The 14,371-nt window shown below is 60.3% G+C and carries 11 protein-coding genes; 2 read left to right on the forward strand and 9 right to left on the reverse strand.

Annotation, left to right across the window (positions count from 1 at the left end):
- Positions 1-194 precede the first annotated feature (194 nt).
- Together JQ587_RS13370 and JQ587_RS13375 are read right to left on the reverse strand one after the other, a co-directional pair.
- Positions 195-1,040, reverse strand: a complete 846-nt coding sequence (locus JQ587_RS13370; RefSeq protein WP_249154306.1) for a hypothetical protein — start codon at positions 1,038-1,040, stop codon at positions 195-197.
- Between the two features lie 44 nt (positions 1,041-1,084).
- Positions 1,085-2,455 (reverse strand): glycosyltransferase, encoded by a 1,371-nt coding sequence (locus tag JQ587_RS13375; protein WP_249154307.1) that lies wholly within the window; start codon positions 2,453-2,455, stop codon positions 1,085-1,087.
- A gap of 693 nt (positions 2,456-3,148) precedes the next feature.
- Here JQ587_RS13375 and JQ587_RS13380 point away from each other — a divergent pair.
- Entirely contained in the window at positions 3,149-5,290 is a 2,142-nt protein-coding gene (locus tag JQ587_RS13380) for a type I secretion system permease/ATPase (RefSeq protein WP_212425585.1), read from the forward strand.
- The gene (locus JQ587_RS13385) at positions 5,277-6,698 is read left to right on the forward strand and encodes an HlyD family type I secretion periplasmic adaptor subunit (protein ID WP_212425586.1); all 1,422 of its coding nucleotides are present in this window, start codon (positions 5,277-5,279) and stop codon (positions 6,696-6,698) included. The genes JQ587_RS13380 and JQ587_RS13385 overlap by 14 nt, the downstream gene beginning before the upstream one ends.
- A 133-nt stretch (positions 6,699-6,831) precedes the next feature.
- On the opposite strand, the gene JQ587_RS13390 is transcribed toward JQ587_RS13385, so the two are convergent.
- From JQ587_RS13390 to JQ587_RS13420, 7 genes are all read right to left on the reverse strand, one after another.
- Positions 6,832-7,488 (reverse strand): helix-turn-helix transcriptional regulator, encoded by a 657-nt coding sequence (locus JQ587_RS13390; RefSeq protein ID WP_212300697.1) that lies wholly within the window; start codon positions 7,486-7,488, stop codon positions 6,832-6,834.
- A gap of 209 nt (positions 7,489-7,697) precedes the next feature.
- Positions 7,698-9,005, reverse strand: coding sequence for a polysaccharide biosynthesis/export family protein (locus tag JQ587_RS13395; RefSeq protein ID WP_212425587.1), 1,308 nt, complete (start codon positions 9,003-9,005; stop codon positions 7,698-7,700).
- A 43-nt stretch (positions 9,006-9,048) separates the two neighbouring features.
- On the reverse strand, positions 9,049-10,056 hold the full coding sequence (locus tag JQ587_RS13400) for a GDP-mannose 4,6-dehydratase (protein WP_212425588.1): 1,008 nt from the start codon (positions 10,054-10,056) through the stop codon (positions 9,049-9,051).
- A 19-nt stretch (positions 10,057-10,075) separates the two neighbouring features.
- A complete protein-coding gene (locus tag JQ587_RS13405) occupies positions 10,076-10,762 on the reverse strand; it encodes a sugar transferase (RefSeq protein WP_212425589.1) in 687 nt (228 codons plus the stop codon).
- On the reverse strand, positions 10,759-11,895 hold the full coding sequence (locus tag JQ587_RS13410) for a DegT/DnrJ/EryC1/StrS family aminotransferase (RefSeq protein WP_212300701.1): 1,137 nt from the start codon (positions 11,893-11,895) through the stop codon (positions 10,759-10,761). Before JQ587_RS13410 ends, JQ587_RS13405 begins: the two co-directional genes overlap by 4 nt.
- A gap of 75 nt (positions 11,896-11,970) precedes the next feature.
- Positions 11,971-12,690: a nucleotidyltransferase family protein gene (locus JQ587_RS13415; protein WP_212300740.1), complete on the reverse strand. Its 720-nt coding sequence runs from the start codon at positions 12,688-12,690 to the stop codon at positions 11,971-11,973.
- Between the two features lie 463 nt (positions 12,691-13,153).
- On the reverse strand, positions 13,154-13,990 hold the full coding sequence (locus JQ587_RS13420) for a LuxR C-terminal-related transcriptional regulator (RefSeq protein WP_349629500.1): 837 nt from the start codon (positions 13,988-13,990) through the stop codon (positions 13,154-13,156).
- Positions 13,991-14,371: the final 381 nt, after the last annotated feature.

Genomic DNA, 14,371 nt, shown 5'->3' on the forward strand with positions numbered 1-14,371 from the left:
CGTGCCTCGCGCCCCGTCGATCGATTCCGCAACCGGCGCTCGATCGACGAGCGCGGTCTTTGAGCGACGGTCGGAAACGTCGCGATGGTTCGCAGGAGTTCGGATCTCGCATCTGCAGCCCGGCGGCTCGCAGAGCGGCCGCCCGGCCGGAGTATTTCGCTGCTGCTTTGCTTTCGGGCGGCTTTCATCGGACGTCAATTCATTCGGTTCAGGGCGATCGGGTTGCGATTGCGGCGCAGGAACGCTGCCTGCAATTCCGGCGAGCCGGCGAGGGTCCAGTCTCCATTCTGCGGTCCCCAGCTGTAGGCAAAGTCAAAAACGGGCGCTGGGATGAGCGCGTCCCAGCGGGCCAATATCTGCTGCATCTGATTTGCGGTCGGCAGCACGTATCGGCCACCGCCGTCATTGATCCAGCGGCCGCCGCCAAAAGTCTGATACACAGGGATCATCTTGTCGCGTGGCACTCCCTCGGCCTCGGCCGCGGCGACATAGCGATCGATCTGGTGGTAGTCGCAGCCGTTCAGTTCCGTCCGGCAGGGGTAGGGGTCGATGCCATATAGATCGACGTGCGAGCTGGCCGGGTTGTAGGTGTCCTTGAACGACGGCGCGCGTGACGACGTCATCGTCATGAGCAGGATGAAGGTTTTTGCGCCGGGCACATTGGCATGGATCCAGTCCGATTCCGCCTTCAGGTTGTCGGCCGTGCAAAGCGGAAAGTGCTGTCCGGTTGGATCCGGATCGTCCATCAAATAGAAACCGAACAGTTTCGCGTGACCGATGAACGGACGTACCGACTCTACGAATTTGGCATCCGCGCCCTTGCATTGACCGACCCAGACCAGGCCTCTGACGCCGTCAGGCAGAGAGTCCATCTGCGCCAGGCTGCTGACGTCCGCCAGATTGAAACCGGCGACACCGGGAAGATAGTTGCCGGCCGAGTCGAAATTTCCGTTGGAGGCGAAATGCAGCGTGGTCGTGGCCTCAGCGCGCGTGGGAGTATCGAACACCAGGCCTTGCAGGAGCAACGCACTGGCCGCCAACAGTGCCGCCGCCGCGAGCCAAATAGCAGCGCGAGAACGACTCCCTAGAGGACGCATGTATCCTCCTTGGTTGCCGCTGCGCGCCCTCGGTCGGCGAACCGAGCAGGGAGCGCGCGATCAATTAACTGCCTGTAGAGAGCGGCATGCTGGTCGACAACGGTCGCGAGCGAGAATTCCCTCCTGACATACTCGGCGGCGCGACCGGCCATGACCAGGCCCTTCTCGCGATTGGCGAGCAAGTGAAGAATCTTTGCGGCCAGCACGGGCGGCGCTCCCGGGGGCACCAGCAAGCCATTCCATCCATCGCGGATCACTTCGGCGCATCCCGGCATGGTCGTGGTCACCGTCGGCACACCGGCGAGTGCGGCCTCGAGGAGAACCCGCGGTACGCCTTCACGGTACTCAGTCGGAAACGCGAATACATTCGCGGGCCTGAACAGGGCTGGAATGTCTGATCTCGGCCCGATTGCCTTCACGTAGGGCGCATGCTGGTCGATCTCGGCTTGCGTGATGGCGAGAGGACCTTCGGAGTCGCGCGGTCCGACAAGCAGGAAGCGTACATTCGGGCGCACCGCATGCACGCGGGCAGCCGCCTCGAGCAGGGCCGGAATGCCCTTCTGTCTGGTCATCCGCGTCACGGTGATCACGACTTCGGCGTCGCCTAGCCCAAGCTCGTTGCGAAGCTGTGCTGGTGATGGTCCCGAATTCAGCGCCCGGTCGAAGCCCTCGACGTCGACGCCGGCTCCTCGGATCAGAACGGGCATCTTTCCGGCCATGCCGTGACGCTCGAAGAACGCGCGGTCGTCACCGATCTCGAAGACGGTAGCGGCGGCGGTGCGGGCCGCGAGCTTGTGGAGTGCGCGATAGACCGGACGCAGCGATAAGGCGAGGGGAGAGCGAGACGAATAGAGAAACGCACGTCCGTTAATTGTACGAATGGCCAGCACGCCAGGGGCGCTTCGCGCAGCCAAAGGCAGGAATATCGAGGGTTTGGTATCGAAGCTTTGCGCGAGATCCGGCTGCTCTTCGATCAAGATCTTCGCAAGGCGTTTGATGGCCGCCAAATCGGCCCGCGGATTTACGAACCGGTTGAACTGGAACTTCCGATAACGGATGCCTGCTCTTACAAATGGAGCCGGGTCGCCGCTGGCGACGGCCGTTATGCGGAAGCCGCGGTCGCGCAGCGCACACATCGCCGGAAGGCGAAGATGATGATCTTCGCCTCCGATATAGAGCAGATGGGGCTCCAGCGGACCGCGTTGGTCCTCCGGCGTTTCGCTTCCATCGTCCAAGAAGCGTGAGACGTATCTGCGATCGCCGTCCAGCCCTGGTTTCAACATTCGCAAAACTCCCGCATTCGATATCGCCCCACGTCTTTGCAAATGTCGACAGCCCGTCGGCCAAGACAGGATCATCCGTTGGATCGCAGCTCACTTGAACGATGTGGCGCTCGTCGATTGATCGGAAACCGCAAACCGGTATCCGTTCAAAAAGTGCCAACACGCTAAAGAAGGCGCGAATTTCACCATGCAACCGAGAGAGTTGTCTGCAAATCCACTATTATCACGGCGAGTTCGCGATCGTATCTGAATAAAGGGGTAACTACACGATCGCTCGCGCAATCGGCGACGGTCCGGATCGATGCTGAGCGAGGATCATCGCGCGCGGGAATGTGTTGGTTGTGCGGCGCGTGGCGAGGGCGGTTTGATAAGGCGATATTCCATCGGTCCTTGGCTGGCAGATGGGATGCATGATGCAGCTCCTGCGCTTCCACTACCCCTTTTGGATTAACTCTATGGCTTCGATCTAGCGGCGGGCGATCTTCCACCCCGTTCCGCCGCGTGCGAGCCTGTCGGGGACGCCACCTCGGTGTGGGCTGCCGAGCTTCGGAGCTACCTATTCGGAAGTAGTGAAATTGCACGTGTACTGCGTTTTTGCTGCGCGGGTATCTCGTAAGCAGGGTTAGAGTTACGGCCTCAGCGCACGTGTTGGCTTGAAAGCGAAGTCGCCTTCTTCTGTTGGTCGCAGGCTCGATCAAAGGCCGCCTCCCGTGCGTCAGCAGTGAGTGTTCTCCTTGACGTTTGTCGCGTGAGATATTGGCGGACCACATGCGGGATATCCGAGAAATCGCATCGCCAGAACAATCGGGGTGCTTCGCGCTCGTGTTGCTGCTCAGATTGCACGGCATTGCAGCCGAAGAGGAGCAACTCCGGCATCGTGTAGGCACCCGTCAGATCGGGGTGACGGAGATGGTGCGATGCGCGAAAGCCTTCGGCCTCAAGGCGCGAACGATCAGAACCGGTTGGGCTCGTCTTGGGCGCATACCCTTGCCGGGGATCGCCGTGCTCAATCAAGGCGGCTTCCTCCTGGTTGGCAAGGCGGACGGGGACGAGGTCCTGGTTCAGTGTCCCTCGGAGCCCCGTCCGCGCAAACTCAGTCGTGCCGAATTCGAGACGCTTTGGGACGGTCGCGTGGTCTTGATGGCGCGTAGGGCGTCCCTTTCCGATCTGTCTCGCCGATTTGATGTCACTTGGTTTCTTGGTGCCATCCGGAAATATCGCCACCTGCTCGGAGAGGTGCTGCTCGCCTCCTTCTTCCTGCAGGTATTCGCCCTCGTTAGTCCGCTGTTCTTTCAGGTAGTCATCGACAAGGTGCTCGTCCATCGCGGAATTAGCACGCTCGAGGTGTTGGTGATCGGACTGGCTGTGATCGCAGTTTTCGAAGCCATTCTGGGTGGATTACGAACTTATCTTTTTTCTCATACGACAAACCGGATCGACGTCGAGCTCGGCGCGCGGCTCTACCGCCATCTCGCGTCGTTGCCGCTGATGTATTTCCAGACGCGTCGCGTGGGCGACTCGGTCGCCCGCGTTCAGGAGCTGGAGAACATCCGGAGCTTTCTGACGAGCTCGGCGCTGACCTTCATCATCGATTTCATGTTCACCGTGGTGTTCATCGCGGTGATGTTCGTATACTCGCCGATGCTCACGCTGATCGTTCTGGGAGCGTTTCCGTTCTACGTCGGCATTTCGATCGTTGCGACACCGCTATTCCGCCAACGGCTGGATGAAAAGTTCCGGCGCGGCGCTGAAAATCAGGCCTTCCTGGTCGAGAGCATAACCGGCGTACAAACGCTGAAGGCCCTGGCCGTTGAGCCGCAAATGAACAGGCGCTGGGAGGAGCAGCTTGCCGCCTATGTTTCCGCAAGCTTTCGCGTCGTGAGCCTTGGAAACATAGCAAGTCAGGCGGTGCAATTGGTGAGCCATCTGGTCATGGTTGCAATCCTGTTCTTCGGCGCGAAGCTGGTGATCGAAGGTCACTTGACCGTTGGCGAACTGGTGGCCTTCAATATGCTGGCAAATCGCGTCAACATGCCGGTCTTGCGTATCGCCCAAATCTGGCAGGACTTCCATCAGGTCCGCCTGTCGATCGAGCGATTGGGGGATATTCTCAATACTCGGCCGGAGCCGGCTATCGGCTTGGGCAGGGCCATCCTTCCGGCGATTCGAGGCGCCGTGACATTCGACCATGTCGGATTTCGATATCGCCTTGATGGTCCGGAAACGCTGCACGACATCAGCTTCCACGTTTCGGCCGGCGAGGTCGTTGGCATCGTGGGACCATCGGGCTCGGGCAAGAGTACCCTGACCAAACTCATCGAGCGGCTGTACGTACCGGAAACCGGCCGGGTTCTCATCGATGGCGTCGACCTGGCCATGACAGATGCCGCCTGGTTGCGACGTCAGGTGGGAGTCGTCCTGCAGGAGGACGTGCTTTTCAATCGAACCGTGGCCGAGAACATTGCGCTTGCAGATCCCGCCATGCCGATGCAACGCATCATTGATGCGGCAACGCTTGCCGGCGCACACGAGTTCATACTCGAGCTTTCCGAAGGCTACGATACCATCGTGGGAGAACGCGGCTGCAGCCTTTCCGGCGGCCAACGGCAGCGCATCGCGATTGCGCGGGCGCTGGTCAATGATCCTCGCATCTTGATTTTCGATGAGGCGACCAGCGCGCTCGATTATGAGAGCGAACGCATCATTCAGGACAACATGAAGCACATTTGTGAGAGGCGCACCGTCTTTATCATTGCCCACCGGCTTTCTACGGTGCGTCGAGCAGATCGGATCATCACCATCGAGCGCGGGCGGATCGTCGAGGACGGTACCCACGATGAGTTGATCCGCTCGAACGGGCGCTACGCGAACTTGCATTTGCTGCAGGCAGGGATCAATGACCATCGCTAGACGCATCGTTCAGTTCCCAAATCGGTCCCGGCGCGAGGAGGAGACCGCCTTTCTCCCGGCTGCGCTGGAGGTGCTCGAGAGGCCGCCGTCGCCGATCGGCCGCGCCACCGGCATGATCATCATCTTGCTGTTTTGCGCCGCCTTGGCCTGGGCCTCGCTCTCCAAGGTGGATGTTGTCGCGACCGCATCGGGCAAGGTCGTGGTGAATGGCCGGACCAAAGTCATCCAGCCCGCGGAAACAGGGGTGGTGCGTGCGATCCGCGTCAGGGACGGCACGATGGTCAAGGCGGGTGACGTGCTGATCGAACTGGATCCCACAATCACGGCCGCTGAACTCGATCACGTGAAGAGCGACCTGCTTGCCGCCCAGCTTGACACCGCCAGGTTGCGCGCGGCGCTGGTGCCCGGCGATCCCATTGCCGAGTTCGTTCCTCCAGCAGGAGCCAGCGGTCAGATGGTTGACCTGCAGCGCCAGTTCTTGGCCAGCCAGATGGCGGAGCAAGCGACGAAGCTGTCGGAGCTCGACAGACAGTTGGCACAGAAGAAAGCGGAGAGCGAAACAATCGCGGCGACGATATCGAAACTCGATGCAACGATCCCCCTTCTCGAGGAGCGCGTGAACGTTCGCAAATATCTCTACGACAAAGCGATCGGGTCCAAGATCATCTATCTTACCGAAGCTCAGGAATTGGTTGGCCAGCAGCATGACGTTCTGGTCCAGCAGAGCCGGCTCCACGAAGCCGAGGCCGCGACGGCGAGTCTGGCGCAGGCCAGATCCAAAGCGGAAGCGGAGTTTCGGCGTGCGCTCTATGATGATCTGTCCAAGGCCGAACAGCGGGCCGCCGGTCTCGCTCAGGATTTGATCAAGGCGGAGCAACGGGCGAGACTGCAAATCCTCACCGCGCCGGTCGACGGGGTGGTGCAGCAGCTCGCGGTACACACGATCGGTGGGGTGGTCACGCCGGCGCAAACATTGGCGGCCGTCGTTTCGTTGAACCCGGACTTCGAGGTCGAGGCTCTTGTGTCGAACCGTGATATTGGCTTTGTCGTTCCGGGACAATCCGTCGCAATCAAGATTGATACGTTCAATTTTACGCGCTATGGCCTGCTGAACGGTCGGGTGCTCAGCATCTCGCGGGATGCGATCATACGTGATCGGCGTGAGGACGGTGCGAGGGATCAGGCCGGCGGAACGGAGATTGCGTCCAGCGAGCCGAAAGGGCAGGAGTTGAACTATGCGGCTCGCGTCAGCCTCGACCGTACCTCGATGGAGGTCGAGGGCCGGACCGTTCAGCTCTCGCCCGGAATGGCGGTGACCGTCGAGATCAGGACGGGGTCGCGGCGAATCATCAGCTATCTGCTCTCGCCGTTGATGCGCTACAATCAGGAAGTATTGCGGGAGAGATAGCGGCGAGGCCGCTTTGAGGATGGAAGAGCGAGCTTGCTGGGTCTCGAGCGAGACCCGACGATGGAGGGCCGCGTCGCGACGATCGTCATTCGGATGCGTCTCGCGGCAGCAAACCAGGGTCGGAAAAAGGGGGCTACGGTAGGAGGGCAATACGTCCCAACAGGGAGACGAGCTCCACCTGGCGTCGCGTCTGCGTCTTGACGAACAGCGAGGCGAGATGGGAGCGGATCGTCGTCCGGCTCAGGCGCTGGGAGCGGGCAATATCGAGCAAATTGCCGCCACGTGCCAATTCAATAGCGACATGAATCTCCGCGGCCGTGAGGCCGAACAAGCGCTGCAGCGTTCGGGGTGACGGCTCCGGACGTGCATCGAGGTCGAGCAGGACGATCGCACAGGTGTCGTCCGACCAGACACTGGTCGTCTGATTGACAAGACTTGCTATGCCTTCGCGGTAGGACGTTGCCAGCCACGCTATCGAACCCGTGGGAATTTCGACGCCCGCGCGTTTTACGATCTGCCTGACGGCGCCAGAGAGCGAGTTCGCAACGACGGCGGATCCACAGAAGCGCTCCAGGATGGCGCGGCCCGCCGGGCTGAGCTCGACCACATGGCCATGCTTGAGCAAGACATGCGCGCAGCCGAAACGACCGAGCGCCGCATGCAACTCATCGCGCAGGTCGAACCGATGGTCGTCATCGGGGATCGGGGGAGCCCGGTTTGAAATGTTGAAAATGGATTCCCTGGACTGGTAATGCGATGCAACCGAGCTGCTCTGGGTTAAGTTCAGCATGCGACGCGCCCCCTTCAATCTCCTGGCTCATTCAAATGAACGACATCGGATCTCCATTCTCCAATTGGCTGGCGCGTTGTAAACGTTGAATAGGGGTTAGGCGATCAACTTGGGAGTACTCCAGCCGGCGTTCGCGCGCAGGCAGAGAAGGTTGACGCGGGGTAGCCGGACGCTCTGTGAGACGGGGCGATGAGTTCGAGCCGGTGGTCTCAGGAGCCGCCGTGGGGCCGCAGCGCGATTTCGATGACGTCGCCCGGTTCGAGGTCGTAATCCTCGGATACGACGATCTTCTCCCAGCTCTGGCCGGACTTTCGCACGAGGGTGACCTGGGGCTTGAGGTCACCTGTTCCCGCCGGCACCGCCGCGCTTCCGTTGACAGGCTGCAACTTCTGCCCCACCGATTTCATTCTGATACGAAGGTCGGCAATATGAACGTTGGAGTCTTTCAGCTCGCGAAGCAGCGCGATCGTGCGCTGGCTTGCGGCGCGATCGATCTGCCGGGCCGAGTCCTCGCGCTGCCGTTGAAGACGCATGAGCTCGACCGTGGTTTGCAGGCGCCGGGTCGAAGAAAGCAGAAGGGCACGCCGGCTTTCGGTGACGCGGGGGCTCGGCAGCGAGCCCGAACCGAACAGCTTCACGACGCGATCGAGCTCTTCCTCATCCGCCTGGACACCCTTTTCTTCGCCTTCCTGCTGCTTGCTGAGCGCCGCGAACTGTGCGTCCGCTTGCTTCACGGCGTCTTCCAGGAATGTGCGCTCCTTGCGATAGTCGCGTTGCGCGGTCTTCAACGACTCTGCTTCAGCCTGCACGATCGGGGCTATTGCAGAGGCCGGCAAAGAAATGTCCCGGGGCGGGGTCTGATCGAATATCTCCTTGTCTGCCAGCTCAGCGTCGACGCGAAGGATATGGAAGTACTCCTTCACGTATTCCGTGGATAATGATTGATAGTCGCGCAGAAGATCCGCCGGGTCGCTGGTGCCGGGCTGGTTGCGGGAGCGCAGCAGGCTGTAACCGCCGGAAACCGCGACAGCCTGGCGTACGGTCATAGAGGACCTGTACGTCAACTGCCCGGGCGTCAGAACATCCCCGGTAACGTAGATGGGGCGGTACTCAACCACGCTTGCGATCACGTCTCCAGGCACGACGACGATTGCCTGCTCGCGCCCGTCCGGCAGCCGTTGCCGCAATATCTTCGACTGCAGAAGCGTTTCCATCCGGCTCTGCAACTCGGCCGTGGTGAGGCCCGCGACCTCGACCGTGCCGATTCCGGGAAGCGCGATCGTGCCGTCGATCTGGATTTGAGCCCGGTGACGTTGCTCCGTCGCGCCTCCAATCGATACCTCGACGGTATCTCCCGCCGCCAGGCGATACTGTGCCGCGAAGCACGAGCTGCCGGCGAGCAGAACTATTGCGGTCAAGCCGGCAATCGTGATGTGGCTGAACGTTCGAACGCGCCTGCTGCCGTTCATGGCAATCTCCCTGTGCAATTCAAGCACGCGCGACACGATGCTGCTCATTCCGGAACACGCGCCGGAATGTCCGGACGGTCGAGCGGCGTCGTCATGCCATAAAATCCGTCTGCTGCCGGATTTGATTGGTAGAAAGGCGACCCCGCCACCAATTGACGGTTCGCTGCAGTCCCTCGCGCAAAGTGACCTTTGGTGTCCAGCCGGTTACCCGTACGAACCGGGTGGAGTCGGCCAGGAGTGCGCGCACTTCCGAGTTTGTCGGCCGCAGACGCTTTTCGTCCCGCAGGATCGGCTTGTGACTGGATGTCAGATCGAGAATGTTCTCAATCAGATCGCCGATTGTGATGGCGCGCTGACTGCCGGCGTTATAGGCATGGCCATATTCGAGGTCGTCCACGAGCCCGGCCGCCATGAATGCGGCGGCGGTATCCGCGACGAATGTCAGATCGCGCACGGTGGTCGTGTCGCCGACCATGATTGCATCGCATTCCGGATCGAGCGCCTGCCGGATGATCGTGCCGATGATGGCGCGTTCGCTCTGCCGAGGTCCGTACGTATTGAACGGCCTGAGGATGACGACGGGAACGCCGAACGAACGCGCGAAGGCCTCCGCCATCATGTCCGCGCCGATCTTGGAGGCCGAGTAGGGCGACTGCCCCTGCAGCGGGTGAGACTCGTCGATCGGCATCTTGATCGCCGTACCATAGACCTCGCTCGTCGAGGTCACGACGACCCGTTCAACACCGTGTTGCCGTACCGCCTCGAGGACGTTCAATGTGCCGATCACGTTGGTCTCGACATAGGATTGCGCCGCCAGATAGGAATAGGGAATGGAGATCAGCGCTGCGAGATGAAAGACGTAGTGATGGCCCTGAACCAGTCGGCCGACGAAGGCCGCGTCGCGAATGTCGCCGCGCACGAGATTGAGCTTCTGACGGGTCGAATGGGGAAGATCGTCGAGCCAGCCATGGCTGTCAAAAGAGTTGTATTGCGCAAGTGCAGTTACGTGAGCTCCTGCCGAAACGAGCTGTTCCGTCAGATGCGATCCGATGAACCCGTCGGCTCCTGTCACAAGAATTTTTGTTCCAAGATAGGTCATCAGCGTCCCTTTCTGTCTCTCATCTTGACCGATGCTTCCGTGTCAGGGCGGCCCAGCATTCCAGTGCGATGACTTGCCCAGCGCGGGCTATCCAGCCGAGATCCGATACGAGAGTCCGGTGTGGGAAATAGGCAAGGTCGATCTTCGCTTTCGCCGGAAACAGGACTTTCCGATAGTACTCGGGGGCGGGCACGTCCGCGGGGTAAGCGCTGCTTTCGTGCCTGAACAGGACCTGGCACGGCCCAAACACGCCTGGTTTGTAGTCGAGCAGTCGTTCGAAGCCTCCGCGAAAGCAATCGGAAAAGCTAAGAGACTCGGGGCGGGGCCCCACGAGCGACATATCGCCCCGCAAGACGTTCCAGAGCTGCGGCAGCTCGTCCAGCTTGGTCGCAGCCAGGATACGTCCAACGGCTGTCATACGTTCATCTTCCTGCAGCGTCAGGGGAGAGCCGTCGCTGCCGCAGCTCGGCCTGAATTTGCGAAACTTGTACATGCGAAACGGTTCGCCGCCTTGCCCCAGGCGGAGCTGCGAGAACAGAAGTGGCCGGCCGCTCTCGAGCCAGATGATGAACGCGACAACCACGAATACGGGTGAAAGCGATGCAATCGCGGCGCCGGCACAGAGAACGTCCATGGCACGCCGCGCGCTGAGACGTGCGGAACGAGATTGCGCAGCCCACCCGCTTTGCGTCTCGGGCAGGGTCATGCGACGGCCCCCACCGGATATTGGGGTGCGAGCGCAGTTGTCAGTGCAATCACGACTCTCTCGACGTCCGACGTCCCCATACGCGGGTGCAGAGGCAGTGTCAGCTCGCGGCGAGCAAAATCCTCCGTGCGCGGGAGGGTCATCTCCGGATAGAGATCCCTGTAGAATGTCAGGCGATGGACGGGCGGATAGTGAACCGTGGTCTGAATGCCGTGCTTTCGCAGGCGATCGATGACGCGCTGGCGGCTGGTCGCCGGCGGCAGCACGACCGGCATCACGTGGTGGGTCGAGGGCCAGGGAGCTTCAAACGGGATCATCACGGAAGGGCAATGTTCCGCCATGAGCTCACGGTAAGTGGCTGACAATCGCCGTCTGATCTCATTCCATTCCGGCAGCTTCTTGAGCTGTACGAGGCCGAGCGCAGCCCGTAGCTCGTCCATTCGATAGTTGAACCCGAGAATCGTCACGTCGTAGTCAGGACGGCGGCTGGACAGGCGTTGCCGGGTACCGCTGGTCATCCCGTGAGCGCGGGCCTGCCGGATCGTCTCGCGCAAGGTGCGGCTGCGCGCAATGATCGCGCCCCCTTCGGCGGTGGTCATGTTCTTGTTTCCATAGAAGCTGAAGGCGGCCGCCTCGCCATAGCTGCCGACCTCGGGCAGTCCGGGCGCATGAGCGGCGTCCTCGATCAAGAGCAGTCCCTTCCGGCGCGCAAAGGATTGCCAGGCATCGCGATGCGCGAGGTAGCCGGCAAAATGAACGAGGATGATGGCCTTGGTCCTCGAGGTGCACTTGGCTTCCGCCTCGTCCAGCGACATCAACGGAACCTCTGCAGAACCGATATCGACGAAGACCGGCTTGGCGCCGACATAGAGAACGCTGTTGGCCGTGGCGACGAAGGTCAGCGAGGGAACGATGACTTCGTCGCCGGGGCCGATGCCGAGGGCGTGCAGGATGAGGTGGAGGGCCGCCGTGCAGGAGCCGACGGCGACCGCATCCTCGGCCTCGTGCAGGCGGGCGAACGCCTGCTCGAAGTCGCGAACGCGATCTCCCATCGTCACCCAGCCACTGTCGATGACCGCGGCGAGAGCGAGCTTCTCGTCTTCGCCCAGGACCGGCTCTGATACCAATAGCATGTGTTCATCTCCAATCAGGGCGCAAACTCGCGCCGCGAGCACGACGTTTGCGATCATTGCGGATGAGAGAGTGCCTCAGGCGGCGGCGAAACTTGCGAGTGCCGGCGATTGCTCATCCCATGCGACGTCCTGGGCTTTCAGGAAGTCCTCGACACGTCCGATGTCGAGCCAGAGGCCGCTGTGCTTGAAGACGTTGACCGGAGCATTGTCGTTCAGCATCTGGAACATCAGATCGTCGAACCCAAAGGGGACGCCGGAGGGGATTCGTTCGACGATGGAGGGATCCATGCAGTAAATCCCCATGCTGACGAGGTGCGTGAGCTCGGGCTTTTCACGGAAGTCGCTGACGCGTCCATCCACCTCGTCGATCACGCCGAAGTCCATCTTGGTCGGACGAATTGACGTTGCGATCGTGAGCGGCGAATTGCTGCGCCGATGACAGCTCACGAACTGATTGAGGTTCAGATCCGTCAGAACGTCGCCGTTGAGAACGAGAAATGGTTCGTCGAGGTGGTCGCGCAGCAGCGACAGGGGGCCAATCGTTCCGAGCGGCTCCATTTCCTGCGTGTAGTTGATGTGCATATTCCACTGATTGCCATCCCCGCAGACACTGCGAATGAGATGGCCAAGATATCCGGTCGTGACGTAGACCTCCCTGATCCCGTTCCGCCTGAGCCACTTGAGAACAAGCTCGAGAACAGGCCGCGCGCCGATCGGCATGAGTGGTTTCGGCAAAATCGAGGTGTGGGGACGTAAGCGTGTTCCTTTGCCGCCGCATTGAATAACCGCCTTCATCAAACCCTCCATATTGCTAGAGTCCGCAGTCCTTCAACTATGTGCTTTTCGCCTGCATAAGTCCGATCTCAGTGTGCTGATCGGGCGGGCGTAGAAAGAACGTAAGCGCAATCGAGCAGACGCGTCTTCGTGCATTCGCATGAGACAATGTGGGTATGCGGACATACTCCAGCGGGCAGATGCGATCGTGATCGTCCGACGAATGCCGAGCGCAGCAGTACGAGTGCGGAGACGAGTGCAGCGGATTAATGCTACTTGGCGTGTTCAACGCGGGAAAATCAAAGCACGATCAGTGCGCTGCGGAGAGACCAGGACGATCGAGATCCGCACGGAGAAACGCCACAGCAGCGTGGCTGCTGTGGCGTTTCATGAGCTGCTCGGCCGTCGCGGTACTTGGGATTAGCCCTTTTTCGCTTGTCGAAGACGCGGCTAGCGATGAAGCGCTAGACGCGGCCAGCGTCCGTTAATAGAGCTTGGTGACGCCGGGACCTTGATTGGCATGAGTCCGGCGATCGAGATGCAAGGCGCCGAGACCCGTGGCTTGGGGGATGATGGAAGGCAGCGCGTGTCCGTTTGCGGAGTGAACCAGCGATCCGTTGTTCATGCCCCAGATCGCGGCCTGCGTCCGGTTCTGGACCCGGATCTTCCGCAGAATCGCCTTGACGTGAACTTTCACGGTTGCCTCTGCGATGTCGATCTTTCGGGCGATGGACTTGTTGGAATTGCCTTCGATCAAGCAAGACAGGATCGCCTTCTCGCGTGGAGAAAGATGCGGCGCAGCCGGCTCCTCCGCGGCGAGCCCGATGTCATGTCCAGCCTGCTCCACTGATGCGGCTTCGCGCTCAAAAATGCCGTCGAGTGCGAACGACAGAAATGCCGGAGGAAAGACAGCTTCACCCATCGTCACGAGTTCGACGGATTTGATGAAGGCATCGCAGGAATTGACGTTCACGAAATAGCCGCTCGCACCAGCCCGATATGCCGACACGAGTTCATCCGGACAATAATGGTCCGAGACAACTGCGATCCGGGCATCAGGATAGTGATTTCTGACGAAACAGATCTGGTCCAATGCGACATCAAAGCCATCGCCATTGTGTAGGACGAGAAACAGGAGTTGATGCGCCTGGAGTTCGTTTGGCAATTCATCGACGCTCGAAGCAGAGAGCGCGATCCGAAAATGTGCCGCATGCAGGATCTTTGAAATTCCCTCCCTGATCAAAATGTTTTTTCCAATAAGAACGGTTTCGCAAAGCTGACGCCTCGACATTCTACCCTCCAGCGACGAACGCAACGACACGACTGGAACTAAATGATGAAGATCAATAGTGATCTGGGCGGATTACGTCTGCCTGCGTGGTATCAGGTCATACCTTTCGTATTAATCCGGCCGTGTGCTTCCGGCCAATATCTGGCAGTTTCCGCCCATTAATTTTTTTGCTACAGTTTTATGACGTTAAATCCGAGATTCCGATTTTGGTATATATCGTTCGTTGTAAGTGCGGCTGGGGAATCCGGTCTGATAGGTAAAAGGATGACGGCTCCCAGCCAATCGTTGCGGGAGAATCGCGTCCCGGGAGCTTGAGATGGTCTACCCCCGGTATCTTGCGGGGTGAGGCCGCCCGGGCACGGACCATGGCCTGTGGTAACATGTCGCCTGCGGTTTTCACGTTATGCGAGT

This window comes from Bradyrhizobium manausense, from assembly GCF_018130615.1.
GTDB lineage: Bacteria > Pseudomonadota > Alphaproteobacteria > Rhizobiales > Xanthobacteraceae > Bradyrhizobium > Bradyrhizobium manausense_A.

Excerpts from the sequence above, each read along its gene's own strand:
- JQ587_RS13375 (WP_249154307.1), bottom strand. The coding sequence starts at position 2,455 with ATGATCCTGTCTTGGCCGACGGGCTGTCGACATTTGCAAAGACGTGGG.
- JQ587_RS13380 (WP_212425585.1), top strand. The coding sequence starts at position 3,149 with ATGCGGGATATCCGAGAAATCGCATCGCCAGAACAATCGGGGTGCTTC.
- JQ587_RS13385 (WP_212425586.1), top strand. The coding sequence starts at position 5,277 with ATGACCATCGCTAGACGCATCGTTCAGTTCCCAAATCGGTCCCGGCGC.
- JQ587_RS13390 (WP_212300697.1), bottom strand. The coding sequence starts at position 7,488 with ATGCTGAACTTAACCCAGAGCAGCTCGGTTGCATCGCATTACCAGTCC.
- JQ587_RS13395 (WP_212425587.1), bottom strand. The coding sequence starts at position 9,005 with ATGAGCAGCATCGTGTCGCGCGTGCTTGAATTGCACAGGGAGATTGCC.
- JQ587_RS13400 (WP_212425588.1), bottom strand. The coding sequence starts at position 10,056 with ATGACCTATCTTGGAACAAAAATTCTTGTGACAGGAGCCGACGGGTTC.
- JQ587_RS13405 (WP_212425589.1), bottom strand. The coding sequence starts at position 10,762 with ATGACCCTGCCCGAGACGCAAAGCGGGTGGGCTGCGCAATCTCGTTCC.
- JQ587_RS13410 (WP_212300701.1), bottom strand. The coding sequence starts at position 11,895 with ATGCTATTGGTATCAGAGCCGGTCCTGGGCGAAGACGAGAAGCTCGCT.
- JQ587_RS13415 (WP_212300740.1), bottom strand. The coding sequence starts at position 12,690 with ATGAAGGCGGTTATTCAATGCGGCGGCAAAGGAACACGCTTACGTCCC.